Source organism: Fodinicola acaciae (assembly GCF_010993745.1).
GTDB classification, from domain to species: domain Bacteria; phylum Actinomycetota; class Actinomycetes; order Mycobacteriales; family HKI-0501; genus Fodinicola; species Fodinicola acaciae.
Genome location: NZ_WOTN01000002.1, coordinates 57,158 through 78,179, shown reverse-complemented (window position 1 = coordinate 78,179; position 21,022 = coordinate 57,158). Strand labels below are relative to the sequence as shown.

The window sequence follows — 21,022 nt, the reverse complement described above, 5'->3', positions numbered from 1 at the left end:
ACGCTAGAGCACCGCCCTCGGGACCGGTCCCCCGTGGCATGTCAATGTCAACTCCAATAGATCTCGTTCGAGGTGATCCGCCGGCCGTCCGGCAGGTTCACATACACATACACGTTGCCCTTCGGCACCCCGTCACGCGTGTCGCGATCACAGATCGCAGAGCCGCTCGCATCCGTCTTCACGTGGCACGGCGAGTCGTAGTCGCCGCCGGTCGCCTCGGCGAAAATCTGCGCGTCGAAGCTGGTGTTGGCGGGGAAATCCGTGAAGGTCATGTAGAGGTAGAAGCAGGTGGTGCAGTTTGGTGCCCCGGCTTCCGGCCGCCGCTCGATGTGGATCGTCGGACCGGTGACGGTGACCGCGGCGGAGCCGGCCGCGCCGGTCAACGTCTGACCGCCGCTGCTCGTCACCGCGCGTACGGTGAAGGTGTAGCGGCCGTTGGCCAGGCCGCTGTAGGTGGCGCTGGTGCCGGTGACCGTACGACTCGCCTGCCCGGTCGCCGAAATCGCGTAGTGCCGCAGCGTCCCGCCACCGAGGTCAGGCTGCTGCCACCGTACGGTCACGGCACCGCCGGACACCGACGCCGTCACGCCGCGCGGCGCCGCCGCCGCGCCGCGAGGTGTCACCGGATCAGCCGACGCCGCCGGGCCCTCACCAGCGCTGTTACGTGCGGAAACGCTGAACGTGTAGCTCTGTCCGTTGGTCAACCCGGAGATCGTCGCATGCCGCGCGGCGCCGCTGACCACGCGCGAACCGCCTGGCCACGACACCACATAGCCGGTGACCGCCGCGCGGTTGGCGGCCGCGGCCTGCCAGCTGACCGTGGCTGCGCGGTTGCCGGCGGACGCGGTCACCGACTGCGGCGCGCCTGGCGCGCTGGCCGGCAGACCAGCGGTCGGCGGCGGCGCCTCGTGCCGCGTCGGCGTTTTCGCGGGCTGGCTGGGACTCGGCGACGGCGCACCGCTCGGCTCGGGACCGCCGGACACCGGCGTGTCGGCGACCTGGCCGTCCTCGTCGACGATCAACAGATGTGTGCCGGCGCCGTTTTGCACATACACACGGCCATCCGCGCCGCGCGCGATGCTCGGCTGACCCTCGCTCGGTGGAATCTTCCGATTGGTCCTGGCATGACCCTGCGCGTCGTACGTCTGCAAAGTGCCGGTCGTACGGTTCACCACCACGACCGTGCTGTCGGTCCACAATGGACCCTCGAAATCGCCTTTGCCGAGCTCGATATTGACCGGCGGCCGTTTTGCCTGTGTGTCAACGAAAGACAGCCGACCGGTCGACGGATCCAACAGCGCCAACCGGCCACCGCTGTCAGTCGGCGCGACGCGCGTATCGGCGGAAACCTCGACGCCAACCGGTTTTCCGGCACCCAAACCCTGCGTGCTCACCGCGTGCAACAGTCCTGCCGTCGTGTCGAGCACCTGCGGCTTGTCGCCGACGGTGGTCAGCGCACCGGAGTGTCCGGCCGGCAGCCTGGCCGGGCAGGTGGAGGTGGCCGTCGAGCCTTTTGCCAACGTACACACCAAACCCGACTTCCGGCGCAACAGCCAGAGCGTGCCGTCGCCGGTCACCACCGGATCGCCGATCCGCTCGCCAACGGTGACGACCGTGGTGTTTTCGCCGAGCCGTACGATCTTGCCGGCCTGCCGATAGACCAGATACGGCCCGCCGGCGGCCTCGATCGCCAGCGGCGTCTCGTCCGAAGGAGTCGGCAGCGAACCCTGCACTCTCAGGTTTGACTTGCCGAACCGGGTGATCCGGCTCCTGCCGACGACGTATCCGTTGGTGTCGTCCTGCACGACCTGGCTGCCGGGCTCACCGGCGACCGGCACGCGCGCGTCGATGTTCGTTGTCGCGCCGTCGATATGAAAAGCCGTCTGCAAAGCGGAGTTGTAGACCCAGTGGCCGCTTGGATGAAACCGCATGTCCGAGCCGGGACTGGAGGCACCGCTGGCCGCGGCGGCGACCATCGCGACGCTCGCGGTCAGCGCGGCCACCAGCGGCCACGGCCGGCCGGACAGCCGCGACTTTCGCGCCGACGAAGCGACCAGCTTGGCGCCGCTCACGCCCGTTGCAACGCTGCCTCGTGCGACAGCCCCGGCCCCTGCGGCAGCCGTGCCATCAGGCCGGCCGGTACGCGCACCGGTTTGACCGTCGAATATCCCAGCCACGACATCACATCCGGCGCATCCAGCGGATAGGCGACACCCAGGTCGGTAACGACAGCGAGCGTACCCGCTTGTGCCGTTTCGCTCGGCATTACCTCGACAATTCCCACTTGGCCCGGCGGCACGTAGACATAGTCGGCCAGCGCCACGCCACCGGCCGTACGACCGGCGGTCGCGATCAGCAGGTCACGCGGCGGCAGGCCCGGTGAAACGGTGATTTTCGGGACAAACGAACCGGACGTGAAGCCGAGGCAGACGGAGGTCAGATCGGTTGCCGGTACGAACGCCGGTCGCACGGTCGGCGGCGAGGCCTCGGTCAGCTGTTTGGGCGTACCGATGGTCGCACCGGCGACGAGACTTGGCGGAATCGACAAACCGAAGGGAGCGCCGCCGTATGCCGTCGCCGTCGGCGGATAGGCGAGCTGGATGTCGTAGGCCAGCTCGGTGATCGGCGTGAGCTGGTGGCGTTCGACCAGGTAATGCTGCGTCGCGCCGCTCGGCGTCTGCATGGTGAGCAGGTGGCCGGCCTTCAGGTCACCGCGCCCGGGCACCGCGTCCGACGGCTTTCCCAGGTCGGCCACCGCGATCGGACCGACCGGCTCGCCCTGCGGCAGCGACTCGACCAGCGCGGGGCTGACGCGTACGACCGGCACCGAGCTGACCGCGAGGCCCACACGTACCGTCTCGGCGCTGTCGATCTGGTGGCGATATCCGTTGTAGAGCAGATATTGCGGGCCGGTGTCCGAGGTGCGTACGAGGACCGCGCCGCCACCCACCGGCGTGCCGCCGGACGGATTCGCGCCGACCAGCAGCACCGAGCTGGCCACCGACGCACCGGTCGGTCCGGTGGTCGGCTGCGAGCACAACGACCAGCCGCCGAGCGCCTTGTCCGGTCCAGGCAACGAATCCGGCGCGTCCGGAATGCCGATCACCGGTCCACGCGGCACACCGACCAGGGAATTACCGGAAATGCTCAGCGCGTCCGCCTTTTTTCCCAGTGCCAGCACGGCAGACGCGTAGTTGGCCATCGGATGCAGCTGGCCGTCCAGATAGACGAACCTGGTGCCGGTCTCCTTCTCCACGATGATCGAGTTGCCGTCCTGCCAGGATTTGTTGCCACCGGGGAAGATCAGGCCGAACACGCCGGCGATCACCAGCGAGATCACCCCGAGCACCACCGCGCCGATGGCCGCCCCGCTGACCCGGCGAAACGGCGGCTGCTCCGGGTCGGTCTCCTGGAGGACGAGCGCGGAAACCGCGCGCTGCACCTGAAACTGGTGTGCCTGCAGCTGGTCGCGTTTGGACGCCATGTCAGCCCGCCAGCCCGCGGATCAGCGCGTACAGACCGAGCACCGCGCAGGTCACCGGCACGACCGCGAGCACGACGAGGATCTCCAGTATTTCCGCCCAACGCGGCAGATACGGACTCAGGTTGTGCGTGCTCTGCCATCTGGCCAGCAGCGCCACGCAAACCGCGAGCGCCAGCAGCACCGGCAGATCGACGGTCAGCAGATACGCATGCGTGGCGACCAGCAGCCAGCAGGTGAAACCGGCCAGGCAGCCGAGGCCGGCGGCGAGCAGCGCGACGCGCTGGCGCAGGATCGGATAAAGCCTGGCGCGCAACAGAAAACCGACGCTGAGAATGCCGGACAGGATGACCCCCGCCGTGCCACCGCGCACAATCACCAGCACATTGGCGACGATCGTGACGACCGCGAGCCCCCAGACCAGGCCGGTCAGCAACGCGTCCGCGCGCAAAACCGAGGCATAGACCGAAGAACGCGGCGGCAGCGGATCGTCGTTGAGCAGGTCTCCGGTCGTACGCGGCAGCACCGGCATCGGCATCCGCGCCATCCAGATCGACAGCGGCGCGAAAGCCGGCGACACGATCAGGCCGAAACCAGCGACGATCGCCGCCGCGCCGGCACCACCGACCGCGTCGTTGGTCGCGGCCCAACCGGACACAATGCCAAGCATGCCGGTCATCGCCGCCGCCGTGAACACCGGCGCTTTGTCGACGACACCAAGCAAACCGGCGATCGCGGCGAGGAAGAGCGCGGCGCTGCCGGCGAGTACGTGCGCGGCGCCGAGCTGCCACAGCGGCCGGTCGCCGGCAAAAAGCAGGCCACCGCCGGCAAAAGCGTACGGCAGTGCCAACGTCGCCAACACCGCACCGGCACCCGCGTCACCGGCAGCGCGCGCCAGCCCGATCGCGGCCGCAAGCAACGTGATGGCGACGCCGAGCGAGGCCAGCGCCGGCGCGATCCAACCCGGTCCGGCGGCGAGTACGGCGAGCAGGCCGAGCCCGCCAAGCACGCCGCTGGCGGCGAAACCTGCCCATCTGGTGTGTCTCGGTGTCCAGACGCTGGACGCGCGCGCCGAGCCGCTCGCGATCGCGTCGACCAGGTCGTCGTATTCCAACTCCGGCCAGTCCGTACGCGACGGCACGAGGTGCAACACCTCGCCGTCGACGATCCGCAACGCGGCCAGCGTCTTCGACCGGTCCAGCCGCGTACCGTCGGCGCGGCACAGGGCCCAGCCGCCGGTCGGCACGCCGTCGTCCGGCAGCTGTTCGCCGGCGTGGCGCAACAAACCCGGCAGCAACTCGGCGAGCGGCGACCGCTCCGGCAGCGCCAGGTCGATCCGGCGGGACGGTGCCGCGACCGTCACCTTGACGAGATTTACTGTGTTCATTGCCCCTAGTCCGTCCGTCTGCCAGCGGCAGCATGCTGCCGATCGTGCTTCCAGCACCGGTGCGCGGACCTATCATCGGGCCAGTGGCGGCCGGTGGAAGGGCCGTTGCAGCTTGCGGACACCACGGCTGGGGCTCATGAACGAACAACTCACGCGACTTGGTGCCGGCCCGGTCGGCACGGTCTTCCGGGCTGACTCGGACGGTTTTCCGTCCGCGCTCAAGGTTTTTCCGTCCCGTTTCGATCGCCGTACGCTGGCCGCGGCGGATCGCGAGTTTCGCCAGCTCGGCCAGCTGCGGATGCCGTCGGTGCTGGTGCCGTTCCGGATCGAGCAGCTGCCGGACGGCCGGCACGCCATCCGGATGGAGCTGTGTACGCAGTCGCTGACCGCGCTCGTACAACGGCGCGGCCCGCTGCCGCCGGCCGACGTCGTCGTGCTCGGCTATGCGGCGGCCGCCGCGCTGGCGTCGGCACACGCGGTCGGCGTCATCCACGGCGCGGTCAACCCGGACAACATCCTGTTCCGGCCGACCGGTGAGCCGGTCGTCTCGGATTTCGGCCTGTCGTTGCGCCGCGCTTTCACCCGCGATCCCATGCACGGCGTCGAAAGCCTGCCGCCGGAGTCGTTGCGCGACGACGTACTGGATCCGCGTACGGACCTGTACGGCCTCGGCGCGGCGCTGCATTTCGCGCTGACCGGCCGGTCGCCACATCCCGGCCGGCTCGGCGAACATCTCGGCGAGCGACTGCTGCGGGTGTTGCGCGAGCCGGTGCCGCCGGTTTCCTTTCTGGGCGTACCAGCGCCGTTGACGGCCCTGGTTTCCGGCCTGCTGGCGGCAGATCCGGCCAACCGGCCGGCGTCGGCGGCTTTCGTGGCCGACCGGTTCGCCGAGTTGATGGCCTATCAGCAGCGAAACGTGGAGCCCTATCCGCAGCGCAACCCGCTCGGCTCACGGCCGGCGCCGCCGCAACCGGCGCCGTCCGGCAAGGCGGCGTACGCCGGATTCCAGGACGCGTTGCGGATCATCGCCGCGATCGACAAGCTGCCGCCGGCCGGGGATCCTGACGACGTAACGGAAAGCAAGCCGCCGTCGGTGGTGGCGGAGATCCAGCCGCCACCTGTTCCGGTCGAGACGCCACCACCTCCCGCGCAGGAGTTCAACGACTTCGAAGAGCCGACCGGCACGCCAGAACACGATCTGGACAATGACGACGGCAAGTCCGCCGCGGCGTTCGCCGACAACTTCGAACAGCCGCCACCGTCGTACGCCGATGATGTCGACGAGCCACAACCGGCGCCGAGCCAACCTGTGCCGAGTCGGCAAAAAACCCCGCCGCCGTACGATCCGCCGCCGGCCAACCGGCGGTCCATTCCGTACGGTCTGGTGACCGCGGCGGCCGCGGTGGTCGCGGCGATCGCCATCCCGCTGGTGTTGCTGCTGCAGGCATCGCCGCCGGAGCTGCCGACGACACCCCGTGCGCTGCCGAGCTCGACGCCGGCGCCGACCGCCAGCGCGGTCAAAGATGTCAAGCTGGAGCTGGCAAATCCCACCGATCTGGGCAACCAGGTGGTGCTCAGCTGGACGAGTACGGCCACCAACATGGACTTCGCCGTTGTCGTCGCGCAGGAAAACGGTCCGACCACCGCGGTGTTGGCCAAGCGCGCACACACGATCAACATCGCGGTGGATCCGGCGCGGAAATACTGCTTCCTGATCCAGGGTGTCGACAGCAGCAGCTCGGATGTCGTTGTCTACCAGAGCAAACCCAAGCCGTTGCGGGGCGCGGTCTGCAAGGAGTGAGCGGTCAGCTGAGCTGCGTCGAGGTGGCTTTCCCGAGGTCCAGCTCGAAGATCGCGCCACCCTCGTCGGCGTTGTAGACGTTCAGTACGCCGCCGTGCACCTCGGCGACCCACCGTACGATCGACAACCCCAGACCGGTCGATCCGCTGCCGGTCTGGAAACGGTCGAGCACCGACTCGGCGATTTCCTCGCTGACACCGGGGCCGTGGTCGGCGACGGTGACCCGGCCGCTGGCCACGGTGATGTGCACGATGGCCGCCTGATCCGGTTGTGCGCGGCCATAATGCAGCGCGTTTTCCAGGAGATTGCCGACCGCTCGGCGTACCAGCGCCGGATCGACGATCACTCGGGTCGGCGCCGCGGCGACGGTGACGTTGGACCCCGCTTCGGCGGATTCCTCCACCACGACACTGACGAGCTGGTCGAGCCACACCGGCTCGAACGCCAGCTTGTCCAGGCCTGCGGCCAGCCGCGCGCGCATCAGCAGGCTGTCGATGATCTCCCCCATCCGGCCGGCCAACGCGACCGTACGCGGCAACAATGCCGCCCCCTGGTCCGGATGCCGCAATGCCGTCTCCGCCAGGGCGCGCAGGCTGGCCACCGGCGTACGCAGGTCGTGCGCGGTCTCGGCGAGCAGGATCTCCTGCTGTTCCAGCGCGACCGCGGCCGGCCGGATCGCCCGGCCGGACAGGAAATATCCGCTCACCGCAAGCAAAACGATGATCAGCAGACAACCGCCGACCACGGCGACGACCAGCAGGTCGTACGCGGACTCGGTCGGCTCGCCGTCGGCGACCGCCACCACCGCCGCGATGTATTCTCCGGCACCGTTTCGCACCGGATAGGCCACCACCCACACCGGCCGGCCGTCAGCCGCGCGGCGAAAACCGGTCAACGTCGTGCCGGCCTGGGTCGAGTCGTACGCCAGCCCGGCGAGCACCTTCGGATCCATCGTCACGCAGGTGCGTTTGCTGAAATAGCCGGAGAAACTCGTGGATCCGCTCGGCAGCACGGCGAACTGCGGACACTGCCGGCTGATGTCGTCCTCGCCGATCGCGGCCGTGATGACCGTGTTGTTCTCGTAATAGACCAGACGGGAGACCGTCGAGGTCACCTTGAGCAGATCGGCCTCCAGCAGCTTGTGCTGCTGGTCGGCGTACGTGCGCAGGAAAGCCACCGCCAGCACGATCAGGCCGATCGCGTTGAGCGTGGTGAAAATCGCCGTCAGCATCCACCGCAGCCGGCGCAGCCGCTCCGCCGCCGAGCCCTTCACTGCTGCGCACCGAACCGATAGCCGATGCCGCGCACGGCATGAATGACATTGGGTTCGTGCAGTTTTTCCCGTACCCGGCCGACGATCACGTCGACCACGTTGGCCTTTGGGTCGGTCTGCTCGTCCCAGCAGTGCTCGATCAGGTCGGCGCGGGGCACCGCCTGCTCCGGCCGGAGCATCAGATATTCCAGCACCGCGAACTCCTTCGCCGACAACGTCAGCAAAACTCCGGCGCGGCGGATCTCGCGGCGAGCGCTGTCCAGCTCGATGTCGGCGAAGCGCAACACCGTCGAGCGGCCGGAGGCCGAGCGGCGCGCCAGGTTGTGCACGCGCGCGGTCAGCTCGGCCATCCGGAACGGCTTGACCAGATAGTCGTCGGCGCCGCTGGCAAAACCGTCGACGACATCGGAGCTGCGGTCGCGCGCGGTGAGGAAAAGCACCGGCACCGCGCCGCCGGACACGCGAAACCGGTGCACGTAGTCGATCGCGTCGCCGTCCGGCAGCATCCGGTCGAAGACCGCGCACACGTACGGCTGCGCCGACAGCGCCGACGCGGCCGCCGCGAGATCGCCGACCGGGGTCACCTCGAAACCGGCGGACGTCAGCTCGGCGGAGACGGCGAGCCGCATGTCGTCGTCGTCCTCCACGACCAATATCCGCACTTCGCTCCCCATCGTCATCATTTCCTCAGCTTGGCCGGGCAATCATAAGCGCGCTGACACTGACCCATCCGACCGCGACGAACGGAGACACGGCACATGCTGCTCCCCGTACTCGGTGCACGGCAACCGCGACGCAGGAACCTGCCGCGCGCATACCGGTACGCACAGAACGCCAGGGAGGCTTTCCGTGGACGACCATAACCGCAGGTCAGCTCCCGCTTCTGGACCGCAGCGGATCGGCCGGCCCGGCCCCGCGCCAGCACCGGCGCCGCGGCCACTGCTGGTCGTATCAGCGGCCACCGAGCCGCTGGTGCAGCCCGCACCGCCACCTCCCCCGGCCGCGCCGCAGCAGGTCGCGCCGCAACAGGTCGGTCCCTACCAAACCGCTCAACCGGCTCCCTACCAGGCGCTTTATCAGCCGACGCAGCAGGCGCCGGCGACGCGTACGGTCATCGGCGGCGCCACCGCGACGCGGCCGCGGGTCGCGCAGGTCCCGGTCCCCGCGCCGGCTCCGATGCCGGTCGCACAACCCATTGCACAGCCCATCCTGCGACCCCAGCCGCACCGGCCGCCGGCGGCTCCGGCGCCGGATCCGGCGCCGACTCCGACCAAGGTCAAGCCGCGGGCCGCGGACCTCTTCCGCGAGCTCACCGCCACCCAGGCGGTCTGCTGGCAGATCGCGGTTTTCGCCGTACTGTTCACGATCCGCCAGCCGTGGCCGGTGATCGTCGCGGTCAGCGTGGCGGCGATCGTCCTGCTGGCCATGACCCTCGTCCGCGTCAAACGTCGCTGGCTCTATCAGCATCTCGGCCTGCGCTGCCGGTTCTGGCTGCGGTCGCGGCGGTTCGACCTGCCGATGGCCGAGTCCCGCGCGCTCGCGCTGCTGGAACGGCTGCTGCCCGGGACGTCGATCCACACCATGGACACCGGACAGGACTCGGTGATGGTGCTGAGCCAACGCCGCGGCCTGACCGTACTCATCCGGCCGGAGGAGGTTTCTCCAGAGCTGGTGCGAAAGTTTCCGGCGCCGGCGGCGCTGCTGCCGGAGCCGGACAGTTCGACCGGCGTGTCGACCGAGTTCGGCATCCAGACGGTTTTCCACTCCGGCACCAAACCCGGCGAGCCGACCCGGCTCTGGCTGGCCGTACACGCCGAGCGTACCGCCGACACACCGGTCGACCACGATTTGGCGCTGGGCCTGCGAAACGCGCTGCGGCGGATCCGGAAAGCCCTGCGCCGCTCCGGAATCAGCACCGACGGACTCAACGACAGCGCGGCACTGGGCACCATCTCGGCGCTGGCGCACGTCACCGGCAGCCGGCGGGAAGTGCGGGAATACTGGCAGTTCCTGGCCACTGGGATGGTCGCGCAGGCCTGTTTCCGGTTGGAAAACTGGGACAAGCTCGACGACCCGACCGCGCGCCGGCTGACCGACGGCCTGCTCGTACGGCACCGCGGCAACGCCGGCGTCGCGGTCACGCTCACCTGTTTCGCCCGCTCCGACCTCGGTGCGGTGCACGCCGGCGCCATCCTCCGGCTGGCCGCCACCAACGAAAAAGCCATCCACGACACTTCGGTGGCTCTGCGACCGCTGCTGCAGCCGTGCGGGGTTTCCCTGACCCGGCTGGACGGCGAACACCTGTCCGGGCTCGCCACCTCGCTTCCGATCGGAGGTTTCGTCTCATGACCGCGGTTATCGAACGTCCGGCCAGCCGGCCGGTCAGCGGGATCGGCGCGCTGCTGGCCTCGGCCACCAGCGAGGTCCTGGTGATGCGTACCAGTGCGGCCGCGAGGACGCAGTGCCCGATCGGCGCGATTTCGCAGATAGACCTGGAAAACGTACGCCGTGGCGTACGCTATCGGATGCTTGTGCCGGACAACGCGCGGACGGCTCCGCGGCTCGCCGGCCAGCTGGTTTCCTTCGCGCAGGCCGGTGCGTCGATCCGGTCGGTGCCGGCGGTGCCGATGGACGCGCTGATCATCGACGGCACGGTCGCCATGATGCCGACCGGACCGACCGGCGTGACACCGATCCGGCTGCCGAGCGTCATCACCACGACGACCGAGCTTTTCAAGCGCGTGTGGGCCGACGCGGTGGCGCTGGACCCGTACGACGTGCCGGACCCGCGGCCGCTGTCCGACAAACATTTGAAGCTGCTTTCCTTGCTCTACTCAGGAAACACCGACGAAGCGGCGGCCGCGCGGATGGAGCTGTCGGTGCGGACCGTACGCCGGATGGTGTCGGAGATGAACGACCTGCTCGGCGCGCGCAGCCGGTTCCAGGCCGGCGCGAAGGCGGCGCAGCGCGGTTGGATCACCGACGGGACCGACCGGTGACCTCCACGGTGGACGAGGCTCCACGCAATCTTCTGGTGGCACCGAACCAACACGGCACCTTCCAGACGATCGGCGAGGCCATGCAGGCCGCGCCGGACGGCGGTGTGCTGACCATCTCGGAGGGCACGTACGCGGAGACTTTCGAGCTGTTGGACCGTAAACTCACGCTGCGTGCGGCGATCGGCGCGACCGTCGTGCTCGACGGCCGCGATTGCGACTGGCCGGTGCTGTGCGCACGCGGTGGCTCTTTAACCCTGCGCAGCATCGAGCTGCGCGGCCGCGTCGGCGGGATCCACGCTGACAGCGCGAAACTCACCATGGAAGGCTGCACCGTCAGCGCACCGGTCGGCCCTGCGATCAGCGTTCGCAACTGTCCGGAGACGGATTTGCGCGACTGCACGATCAGTGGTGCGGCGGAGGGGATCGTGCTGGACAGCACCTCCGGCCGGATCAGCGGCACGTCGGTGGAGAACATCTCCGGCGACGGCGTGGTCGTCGGTTTCGGTGCGGATCCGGCGATCGCCGGCTGCACGATCAGCGGTTGCGGTCAGCGCGGCGTCTATGTCTACCAGTACGCGCAGCCGGTCATCGAGAACTGCGACGTGTCACGTACCGGCCGGGACGGGATTTCCGTCGCGCAGCAAAGCAATCCAACGATCCGCTCGACGACGATCCATGACGTACGCGGCGTCGGCATCGACTTCGGCACCGGCTGCGCCGGTGTCGTCGACCGCTGCCGCATCGACAACACCGCGTCGCCGGCGATCCGCATCGCACCTGGCGCGTCGCCGGAGGTGATCGAGCAGGCCGCGGCGGCGAGCACGGTCATCGGCAACGAGTTGGAGGCATTGCTGCTCGATCTGGACAACATGGTCGGCCTGGCCGGTGTCAAGGCCGAAGTGCGTGCCGTGATCGATGAAATCCAGGTCAACGAGTGGCGGCGCAGCGCCGGCCTCGCGGTCGGCTCGGTCAGCCACCACCTGATTTTCGCCGGCGCTCCCGGCACCGGTAAGACGACGGTGGCGCGCACGTACGGGAAACTGTTGCAGTCGCTCGGAGTCCTCACCGGCGGGCAGTTCCGCGAGGTGTCCCGGCGCGATCTGGTCGGCCAGTATGTCGGTCACACGGCGGAGAAAACGGCCACGGTGTTCGAGGAGACCAAAGGCGGTGTGCTGTTCATCGACGAGGCGTACACACTGTCGCGGCAGATCGGCAGCGGCAACGACTACGGTCAGGAAGCCATCGACACGCTGGTGAAACTCATGGAGGACCACCGCGACGAGGTGGCCGTGATCGTCGCCGGCTACACCGCCGAGATGGTCAACTTCCTGGACGCCAACCCCGGTCTTGCCTCGCGTTTCTCCAAAACCATCGAGTTCGACAACTACTCGCCGGCAGACCTGGTGGAGATCATCGGACGGATGGCCGGCGATGGCGACTACGAGCTCGACGGCGCGACACAGCCGATCCTGACCGGGCATTTCGCCGCGATCGCCAACAGTCCCAACTATGGCAACGCGCGCGAGGCGCGGCGACTTTTCGAGGCGGCACGCAAATCGCAGTCGCAACGGTTGCGCTCGCTCGGCCGGATGCCGGACGCGACCGAACTGCGTACGCTGCTGCCGGCCGACATCGCGGCCGCCGCCGAATACGCCAGGTCAGCTCACCGCGTGTCGTAGCTCGCGCCGCGGATGTTGGGAGCGAGCAGGAGGCCGATGACGACGAGGGCGATGACGATCGCCAGCATTGGTTGCAACCGTCCGGAAAACAGGTTGATCGCCGCCTCCGCGATGCCGACCGCCTCCAGGATGATGGCGAACAACCGCACCACCGACCGCTGCGAGGTGATCAACGCGGTCGCCGCGACCGCGAGGAGCACGGCGACGACCGGGTCGAGGACGAAGGCCAGATAGGTCAGCCCGGACAGCTCCTCGCCGCCGCGCACCTGCCGCATCACCTCGCCCAGCTGCACGGACGCGACGTACATCGAGGTCACGGCCTGCAGATACATGATGATGCCGGCGGCCCAGAGGACCTTCGGCACTCCACGCTTCCCGGACATACCCGGACAGTAACCGATCGCTCCCGGGAGCGGTCCCGAACGCGGGAGATCTATGCTCGCCGGCATGAGCGACGACGAGCAGAAGATCGGCCGGCTGGTCACCGACCTCTATGCGACGATCTCCGGGCCGGCCGGACCGCGCGACTGGGACCGGCTGCGGACGTTCCTGCACCCGGACGGCCGGCTGATGCGTACGTCCGTCGACCAGGCCGGCAACCCGGCCGTCGCGATCATGTCGGTGGACGACTATGTGGACAGCACCGCGGCGTTTCTGTCCGGCGTCGACTTCTACGAGGTGGAGACGAGCCGGCGGATCGACGTTTTCGGCAACATGGCACATGTCTGGAGTGCGTACGAGGCACGGCACACGCCGGCCGGCCCGGCGCCGGAACGCAAAGGCATCAACAGCATCCAGCTGTTTCGCGACCAGGCCGGCGACTGGCACATCATGAACATGATCTGGGACAACGAGCGGCCCAACATCACGTTAGGCGAGCCGGTAAACCGAGACGTGTGACCGGGACTCCGCGGTGAACTCCGCGCCGCGCCAGTCGGCGTGCCGGCTCTCCAGCTGGAAACCGGCCAGCTGCCCCATCAGGTCGAGCTCGGCGGGCCAGACATAGCGTTGTGGCGTACGGAAAACCCGTGCCTGCCGGTCGTCGCCGAAATGGAAATGATGCGACACGAGATGCTGGCGCAACGGATCGTAGGAGTCGACGCCGATGTATCCCTCGTCCGTCGCGAAAACCACGCCTGGCTGGCCAGGCGGCAGCCGGCGCAGGTCCGGCACGCCGAGCTCGACGACGAACCGGCCGCCGGGCGTCAGATGCCGCGCGGCATTGCGGAAACACTCGACCTGCTCGGCCTGGGTCAGCAGGTTGCCGATCGTGTTGAAGACCAGATAGACCAGCGCGTGCTCTCCTGGCGCCGCCGTCGTCGCCATGTCGCCAACGACCACCGGGATCGTCGCCTCGTCGACTTTTTGGCGCAGTTGCTCGATCATCGCGGTCGACAGCTCGATGCCGGTCACCTTGACGCCACGCTCGGCCAGCGGCACGGCCACCCGGCCCGTACCGATGGCAAACTCCAGGGCCTCGCCGCCGCCGGCCAGCTCCACCAGCCGGTCGACCGTCGCGCCGACAACGTCGGCGGCGAACATGCCGGTGCCGGGAGTGTCGTACGCCTGCGCCGCCACGCTGTCCCAGATGTCCTCTTGTCGCACGGCGCCAACATAACCCGCCTGTCCACCGATTTATCCTCCACGATCGGCAGCGCTGGACGTCGAACGTCCGGCTTCGCGGTCTGACCGGAGTCGTTGCGCTCGTACCCCGGCCGACCAGCGCTCCACGGCACCACCCCGCCGAACCCCACCAAACTCCGCCACTGGCCGAGCGACGAAGGAAAGACGCCACTCAACGCTCAACGACACCAAAAACACGACACTCGGCGACCGACGAAGAAAACGCGACACCCAACGAACCACGCAGAAAACACACCACTCGCCGAACGCCACGGAAAACACGCCACTCAACGCTCAACGACACCCAAAAGGCGGCACTCGGCGACCGACGAAGAAAACGCGGCGCCCAACGAACACCACGGAAAACACGCCGCTCAACGCTCAACGACACCAAAAACACGGCGGTCGATGAACGCCACAGGAAAGGCGGCAGTCGGCGAGTGACGGAATCCACCCGCTCTCAGCGATAGGCGGGTGTCCAGCGGGTCGCGTTGATGCGCTCGGCCAGGTCCTCCGGCGTACGCTCCGGCGCGACCTCGTCGGCGACCGCCTGCATCGCGACCGCGTGCGCCATCCGGACGGCGATGTCCGGCACGTCCTGCCAGGCCGGCAGCAACGGCTCCGCCGGATCGACCAGCGCCGGCGAGGCCTCGCCGAGCTCACGGGCGGCGACGCGCATCATCTCGTCGGTGACCCGGGTCGCCTGCGCGGCGGTCACGGCCAGGCCGATGGCCGGGAAAATGTAGACGTTGTTGCATTGCGCCACCCGCCGAGCGACACCATCGCGCACGACCGGAGCGAAAGGCGAGCCGGTGGCGACCAGCGCGCGACCGCCGGTCCACTCGTCCAGCTCGCTCGGCCGCGCTTCGGCGTTGCTGGTCGGATTCGACAGCGGAAAGATGATCGGCCGATCGGTTTTTCCCGCCAGCTCACGCACGATCGGCTCGGTGAACGCACCAGCGGCGGTCGACAGGCCGAGCAGGATGCCGGCGTCGACCTGGTGTACGACCTCGGCGAGATCCCAGTTTTCCTGTGCCTTGGCGTAAAGACGCTGGCTTTCGGACAGGTCCGTCCGGGCCGTGGTGAGCAGGCCGTTGATGTCGACGACCCAGATCCGGTCGGCGGCTTCCTGGTCGGTCAGTCCCTGCGCGCACATTTCCTTGCGGATCATGTCGAGTACGCCGATGCCGGCCGACCCGGCGCCGAGCATGATGACCCGCTGTTCGGCCAGCGGCCGGCCGGCGACCCGCGTCGCACCGTACAAGGCGCCGAGCGCGACGGCGGCGGTGCCTTGGATGTCGTCGTTGAAGGTGAGCAACCGGTCGCGATAGCGGTCCAGGATCGGCAACGCGTGCGCGGTCGCGAAATCCTCCCACTGCAACAAGACATCGGGCAGTTCGTCGCGTACGGCCGCGACGAAATCGTCGACGAACGCGTCATACTCCTCGTCGCCGATCCGCCGGTGCCGCCAGCCCAGATACTGGGGATCCTCCAACAGGTCGGCGTTGTCGGTGCCGACGTCGAGAACGATCGGCAGCGTACGCGCCGGGTCGATGCCGCCGATCAGCGTGTAGAGCGAGAGCTTGCCGATCGGGATCCCCATGCCGCCGATGCCCTGGTCCCCGAGGCCGAGAATGCGCTGGCCGTCGGTCACCACGATGACGTCGACATCCTGCTGCGGCCGGTTGCGCAGCACCTCGCGCAACTGCGCGCGATCCGGATACGCCACGAAAAGTCCGCGCGGCCGGCGATAGATCTGGCTGAACCGCTGGCACGCCTCACCGACCGTCGGCGTGTAGATGATCGGCATCGCCTCGGCGATGTGCTCGCTCAGAAACCGGTAGAAAAGCGTCTCGTTGCGGTCCTACAGGGCACGCAGGTAAACGTGCTTGTCCAGATCGGTGGAGTTGCGGCCGAACTCGTCCCAGCAGTGCGCCACCTGCTGGTCGATCGTCTTCTCCGCGATCGGCAGCAGGCCGAGCAGGCCGAGCTCACGCCGCTCATCCCGGGTGAAGGCCGTCCCCTTGGTGGTCAGCGCGTCGTAGAGCCGCGCCTGTCCGGTCATCCGCTGCTCGCTCATGGCACGACCTTGCCACAGCCCGCGCTGACAGGGGCCCGCGCGACTGTCAGCGGATTGTCGACGGACTGTCAGCGCCGCGGTCGATGCTTCCTGCCATGACAAACACCGCCATGAAGAACACCACAGTCCTCGTGTCGGGTGCCAGCATCGCCGGCCCGGCAATCGCCTTCTGGCTCGCTCGCTACGGCTGCACCGTCACCGTGGTGGAGAAGGCGCCGCAACTGCGCCGCGGCGGCCAGGCCGTCGACTTCAAGAGCCACACACACCGCAAGGTCCTGGAGCGGATGGGGATCCTCGACGAGATCCTGCGCCGGCAGACCGGCGGCCAGTCCCTGACCATGATCGACGCCGACGAGAAGCGGTTGGCGGTCATGCCGGCCGAGTTCATCAGCGGCGAGGTCGAGATCCTGCGCGGCGACCTGTCCGAGATCCTCTACGACCGTACGAAGGACGACTGCGAGTATGTCTTCGGCGACTCGATCACCTCGCTGACCGAGACCGCCACCGGCGTGCAGGTGACCTTCGAGAAGTCCGCACCGCGCACCTTCGACCTGGTGGTCGGAGCCGACGGCATCCACTCCAACGTCCGCCGGCTGGCCTTCGGACCGGAGTCGTCGTACGTGAAGTTTCTCGGCTATTACTACGCTTTGGCCAACCTGGGCATCGAAGGCGACGGCCTGATGTACAACGAGCCCGGCCGGATGGTCGCCATCGGCGGCACGAAAGCGCCGGCGTTCTTCGTCTTCGGCTCACCGGAGGTGAACTACGACCGTTACGACACCGACCAACAGAAAGCCGTGCTGTTGCGCGCATATCAGGGAGGCCGTTGGCGGATTCCTGAGATGCTGGCCAAAGTCCCGGCCTCGCCGGACTTCTATCTGGACTCGCTCAGCCAGGTGCGGATGGACAGCTACGCGAAAGGCCGGATCGTGCTGCTGGGCGACGCCGGTTACGGCAACACGCTCGGCGGGTTCGGCAGTGGCCTGGCCATCGTCGGCGCGTACGTCCTGGCCGGTGAGCTGGCCGCGGCCGGCGGCGACCACGTGGCCGCTTTCGCCAACTACGAAGAGAAGTTTCGCCGGTATGCGAAGGTGGCCAAGCTCGGCAGCGCCGGTCCGTTCCTGGCACCCAGGTCGCGGCTGCGGATCTGGCTGCGCAACCTCACCTTCCGCTCGAAGATCATGATGGCGATGATGATGAAGATGACCGACGACTTCGCGTCCGACATCGATCTGCCGGAATATCCGCGTCCGAGCCTGCTGGCGCGGTAGCATTTTAGCCCTAAAACAGCGAGCGCCTGGACAACGGAGTCCAGGCGCTCTGCTGCGCCGTGCGGGTCCGCCGAGGATGTAAGCGAAACATTACGTACGTCATTTCCGCGCGGATGACAGGACGACGAAAGGGCACCGGTTCTATGGTGCCTGGAGGATATGCGAGGACGAGATCGGTGGACGGACAGATGCCGGATGGCTGGTTCGACGGCACGTCCCTCGACGTCTGCCAACCGCCGCGGCAGCTGCCGGCCGACGTGGCGCCGTTCGTCGGCCGTACGCCACATCTCGCGACCCTGACCGGGCTGCTCGCCGACCGCTCGCAGCGCCGGCCGGCCGTCGCGGTGATCGACGGCAGCGGCGGCATCGGGAAGACCGCGCTGGCGGTGCACTGGGCCCGCCGGTCCGCCGCCGAGTTTCCGGACGGCCAGCTCTACGTCAACCTGCGCGGCTATGGCATGACGCCGCCGCTGCCGCCGGTGCTCGCGCAGGAGATGTTGTTGCACAGCCTCGGCTATCAGGCCGGCACACTGCCGCCGGACGTGGAGTCACGGTGGGCCCTGTTGCAGGCCGCCACCAGCGGCCGCCGGATGCTGGTGCTGCTGGACAACGCCTACGACGCCGACCAGGTGCGGCCGCTGTTGCCGGCGTCCAGCTGCATGGCGCTGGTCACCAGCCGCAACCAGCTGCGCGGCCTGGCGGCCAGGGACTCGGTGGCCAGGATCAGCCTCGGCCAGCTCACCGACCGCGACTCGATCGCGCTGCTACGCCGGGTCGTCGGCGCCGACCGTACGGCCGCCGAGCCGATCGCCACCGCCGCGCTGGCGACACTGGCTGGACAGACGCCGCTGGCGCTGCGGATCATCGCCGAACGCGCCGGCCGGCATCCGTCGATCCGGCTCGCCGACCTGGTGAGCACGCTGCGCGAGCACGAGAACCTGCTGGACGGCTTCGACGCCGGCGACGGTGACGGCACCGACCTGCGTGCGGTGTTCTCCTGGTCCTACGACAGCCTCGACCACGGCACCGCGCGAGTGTTCCGGCTGCTCGGGCTGCATCCGGGACCGGAGATCACCTTGCTGTCCGCCGCCGCGCTGGTCGGCCAACCGGTCGCCGACGTACGGCCGCGGCTGGACGGACTGGTCACCACGCATCTGCTGGAGCAGCGTGGCGAAGGACGCTATGAGCTGCACGACCTGCTCCGCGCGTACGCGCTGGAAAAGGCACACCAGGACGGCGATCCACGGGACCGGTCGGCGGCATTCGACCGCATCCTCGGCTGGTATCTGCGGACCGTCTACGCCGCCGACGCGCTGTTCTCGCCGGGCCGCGTGCTCGACCGGATCACCCCGGCCGAGCCGGTCGAGCCGCTCGCCTTCGCCGACGAGGCGGCGGCGCGGCAGTGGTGCGACGACGAATACCCGACACTGGCCGCGATCGTCGGCTGGGCCGCCGACCACGGCTGGCCGGAGCACTCGTGCGCGATCGTCGTCGCTCTGCAGCCATACCTGCGGCGTTGCCGGACTCTGCGGGAGATTCGCGACCTGCACGACGCGGCGCTGCGTGCGGCCGACCGGCTCGGCGACCGCGGCCTGCGCGGCCTGCTGCGCAACGGCCTCGGCAACGCCTACGCCGAGATGGGCCACACCGCCGAGGCGGAGCAGGCCTACGTGTCCGCGCTGGCCGACCTGCGAGCCGCCGGCGACCTGTTCGGGGAGGCCAAGGTGCTCGGCAACCTCGGCCTGCTCTACGCCGAGACCGGTGCGTACGAGCCGGCGCTGGCGCACTGCACCGCCGGCCTCGCGCTGTCGCAACGGCTGGACGACCGGCGGACCGCCGTCTACATCCTGGACAGCATCGGCACGCTGCACTTCGAGCGGCACGACTTCGGCAAGGCGATCGCCTGCTGGCGGCGCGCGCTGAAGCTCGGCCGCGACCGGCGCCGGGCCGAGCCGGCCGTACGGGCGATCTCGCTGGCCAACCTCGGCCGCGCGTACGGCTCGCTCGGCCGGCACACCAGAGCGGTCCGCTATTACGAGCAGGCGCTCGCGCTGCACCGCGCGAGCCATGATCGGCGCAACGAGACCCTGACGCTGATGCACGCCGGCCGCTCGCTGCGCGCGCTCGGCCGGCCGGCGGACGCGCGGCTGGCCTGGCAGAGTGCGCTGGCCACCAGCACCGAGCTCGGTGATGCGAAGGCTCGCGCCACGCTGGCGAGCCTGGTCCGCACTACTGAGTGAGCGCGTAGATCTCCATCGCCTGGGTGGGGTCGCCGCCGTACGGACCGTTGCCGGACGCGTCGTACCAGAACTTGCCGTTGTTCTGGAAGGCGACCACGATCTCCTGCTGGGTCGGCTCGCGATCGGCCACGTACCAGGCGCTGGGCGGCGTGTGCTTGAGCAGCCGCGGCGGAAACGCGAACATCCGCTCCACCATCTGCTCGACCCGCATCGGCCCGAGCAACTCGACCGCCAGCTCGACGCTGCGCCGCGCCGCTCGCGCCGGATCGTCGTCCAACGCGGCCGCCAACACGCGCAGCTGCTGCGCCCGCGGGTGGTCGCCGAGCTCCTCGATCCTGGCCCTCAACGCTCCGGTGTCGCCGTATTCGTGAGCGGCCAACGCCGCCAACCCCGCCGCGGTGTCGTCCGCCGGCCGCGACAGCACCAGACCGACCACGCTCTCGGCGATCTGCCGCTGCCGGACCCAACCGGCACCGGCGATCTTCGCCACAAACTCTGGATCCACTTCGCTCTCCCCCAACGCACAGCCCCGCCACGACTGTAGAACACCCGTTCGAATGGCTGTCAACCTGCACGTTCGGTCACGGCGCCGTGCCGCCGATCGCACGGACGATCATCTCGGTGACGTCGTCCAGATAGCTGGGTCCGGTGGGCGCGCGCCGTACGACGATCCGCCAGGCCATCGGCGCGGCGAGGAAGTCGGCCGCCAACTCCAGGTCGAGGTCTGCCGGCAGCTCGCCGCGGTCGATCGCGCGGCGCAGCGTGGCGAACGCGCGCTCTCGGCGGGGACCACCGATAGCCTCGGTGACGGCCGCGGCCAGCGCCGGGTTCCTGGTGCCTTCGGCGGCCAGGTCGAGCAGTATCGGCCCGAACTTGGGGTGGGTGATCCAGGCGGTGACCGCCTCCACGGTCGCACGTACGTCGGTGTACAGCGCTCCGGTATCGGGCACCTCCGCCAGTGGTACGACCAGGTCGGCCAGCACCGCGAGGACCATCCTCTCCTTGGACGGCCAGCGCCGATAGAGCGCGCTCTTGCCAACGCCGGCCCGCGCCGCGACGCCTTCCATCGACAGCCTGGCCAGCCCTTTCTCGACCAGTTCGTCGGTCACCGCATCGGCGATGGCGGCGGTGATCGCGGGCTGCAGGACCGCCGCGCCGGATGGTGTGCGTCGTGTCATGCGGCCAGTC

General features: G+C 68.7%; 16 protein-coding genes and 1 pseudogene. 7 read left to right on the top strand and 10 right to left on the bottom strand.

All coding sequences use genetic code 11. The annotated features are described in order from the left end of the window. Window positions 1–47: 47 nt before the first annotated feature. Genes GNX95_RS15550 through eccD form a run of 3 tightly spaced genes read right to left on the bottom strand, consistent with a single transcriptional unit; the run spans window position 48 to window position 4,868 of the window. A complete protein-coding gene (locus GNX95_RS15550) occupies window positions 48–2,072 on the bottom strand; it encodes a fibronectin type III domain-containing protein (protein WP_163508142.1) in 2,025 nt (674 codons plus the stop codon). Next, window positions 2,069–3,484, bottom strand: a complete 1,416-nt coding sequence (gene eccB, locus GNX95_RS15545; protein ID WP_163508141.1) for a type VII secretion protein EccB — start codon at window positions 3,482–3,484, stop codon at window positions 2,069–2,071. The genes GNX95_RS15550 and eccB overlap by 4 nt, the downstream gene beginning before the upstream one ends. 1 nt (window position 3,485) lies before the next feature. After that, window positions 3,486–4,868, bottom strand: coding sequence for a type VII secretion integral membrane protein EccD (gene eccD / locus GNX95_RS15540; protein WP_163508140.1), 1,383 nt, complete (start codon window positions 4,866–4,868; stop codon window positions 3,486–3,488). A gap of 136 nt (window positions 4,869–5,004) precedes the next feature. On the opposite strand from eccD, the gene GNX95_RS15535 reads away from it, so the two are divergent. Then, window positions 5,005–6,669, top strand: coding sequence for a serine/threonine protein kinase (locus tag GNX95_RS15535; RefSeq protein WP_163508139.1), 1,665 nt, complete (start codon window positions 5,005–5,007; stop codon window positions 6,667–6,669). Between the two features lie 4 nt (window positions 6,670–6,673). On the opposite strand, the gene GNX95_RS15530 is transcribed toward GNX95_RS15535, so the two are convergent. Further along, window positions 6,674–7,942 carry a sensor histidine kinase gene (locus GNX95_RS15530; RefSeq protein ID WP_222853689.1) on the bottom strand — a complete coding sequence of 423 codons (1,269 nt, stop codon included), beginning with the start codon at window positions 7,940–7,942 and terminating at the stop codon, window positions 6,674–6,676. Continuing rightward, window positions 7,939–8,625: a response regulator transcription factor gene (locus tag GNX95_RS15525; RefSeq protein WP_246281653.1), complete on the bottom strand. Its 687-nt coding sequence runs from the start codon at window positions 8,623–8,625 to the stop codon at window positions 7,939–7,941. Before GNX95_RS15525 ends, GNX95_RS15530 begins: the two co-directional genes overlap by 4 nt. A gap of 166 nt (window positions 8,626–8,791) precedes the next feature. On the opposite strand from GNX95_RS15525, the gene GNX95_RS15520 reads away from it, so the two are divergent. The 3 genes from GNX95_RS15520 to GNX95_RS15510 are packed head-to-tail and all read left to right on the top strand — an operon-like array spanning window position 8,792 to window position 12,620. Beyond that, window positions 8,792–10,291, top strand: coding sequence for a hypothetical protein (locus tag GNX95_RS15520; RefSeq protein ID WP_163508138.1), 1,500 nt, complete (start codon window positions 8,792–8,794; stop codon window positions 10,289–10,291). Continuing rightward, window positions 10,288–10,941 (top strand): helix-turn-helix transcriptional regulator, encoded by a 654-nt coding sequence (locus GNX95_RS15515; protein ID WP_163508137.1) that lies wholly within the window; start codon window positions 10,288–10,290, stop codon window positions 10,939–10,941. The genes GNX95_RS15520 and GNX95_RS15515 overlap by 4 nt, the downstream gene beginning before the upstream one ends. Further along, window positions 10,938–12,620 carry a right-handed parallel beta-helix repeat-containing protein gene (locus GNX95_RS15510; protein ID WP_222853688.1) on the top strand — a complete coding sequence of 561 codons (1,683 nt, stop codon included), beginning with the start codon at window positions 10,938–10,940 and terminating at the stop codon, window positions 12,618–12,620. The genes GNX95_RS15515 and GNX95_RS15510 overlap by 4 nt, the downstream gene beginning before the upstream one ends. On the opposite strand, the gene GNX95_RS15505 is transcribed toward GNX95_RS15510, so the two are convergent. Beyond that, window positions 12,605–13,003, bottom strand: a complete 399-nt coding sequence (locus GNX95_RS15505) for a hypothetical protein (protein WP_163508136.1) — start codon at window positions 13,001–13,003, stop codon at window positions 12,605–12,607. The genes GNX95_RS15510 and GNX95_RS15505 overlap by 16 nt on opposite strands. A 64-nt stretch (window positions 13,004–13,067) precedes the next feature. On the opposite strand from GNX95_RS15505, the gene GNX95_RS15500 reads away from it, so the two are divergent. After that, a complete protein-coding gene (locus GNX95_RS15500; protein WP_163508135.1) occupies window positions 13,068–13,520 on the top strand; it encodes a nuclear transport factor 2 family protein in 453 nt (150 codons plus the stop codon). On the opposite strand, the gene GNX95_RS15495 is transcribed toward GNX95_RS15500, so the two are convergent. Continuing rightward, the gene (locus tag GNX95_RS15495; RefSeq protein ID WP_246281652.1) at window positions 13,491–14,225 is read right to left on the bottom strand and encodes a class I SAM-dependent methyltransferase; all 735 of its coding nucleotides are present in this window, start codon (window positions 14,223–14,225) and stop codon (window positions 13,491–13,493) included. The two genes, GNX95_RS15500 and GNX95_RS15495, sit on opposite strands and share 30 nt — an antisense overlap. A gap of 478 nt (window positions 14,226–14,703) precedes the next feature. Next, window positions 14,704–16,323, bottom strand: a pseudogene (locus GNX95_RS15490) (NAD-dependent malic enzyme). A gap of 110 nt (window positions 16,324–16,433) precedes the next feature. On the opposite strand from GNX95_RS15490, the gene GNX95_RS15485 reads away from it, so the two are divergent. Together GNX95_RS15485 and GNX95_RS15480 are read left to right on the top strand one after the other, a co-directional pair. Continuing rightward, a complete protein-coding gene (locus GNX95_RS15485) occupies window positions 16,434–17,594 on the top strand; it encodes an FAD-dependent monooxygenase (protein WP_163510046.1) in 1,161 nt (386 codons plus the stop codon). A 176-nt stretch (window positions 17,595–17,770) separates the two neighbouring features. Beyond that, a complete protein-coding gene (locus GNX95_RS15480; protein WP_163508134.1) occupies window positions 17,771–19,834 on the top strand; it encodes an ATP-binding protein in 2,064 nt (687 codons plus the stop codon). Here GNX95_RS15480 and GNX95_RS15475 read toward each other — a convergent pair. Next, window positions 19,824–20,339 carry a hypothetical protein gene (locus GNX95_RS15475; protein WP_163508133.1) on the bottom strand — a complete coding sequence of 172 codons (516 nt, stop codon included), beginning with the start codon at window positions 20,337–20,339 and terminating at the stop codon, window positions 19,824–19,826. The two genes, GNX95_RS15480 and GNX95_RS15475, sit on opposite strands and share 11 nt — an antisense overlap. A 76-nt stretch (window positions 20,340–20,415) precedes the next feature. Then, the gene (locus GNX95_RS15470; protein WP_163508132.1) at window positions 20,416–21,012 is read right to left on the bottom strand and encodes a TetR/AcrR family transcriptional regulator; all 597 of its coding nucleotides are present in this window, start codon (window positions 21,010–21,012) and stop codon (window positions 20,416–20,418) included. Window positions 21,013–21,022 lie beyond the last annotated feature (10 nt).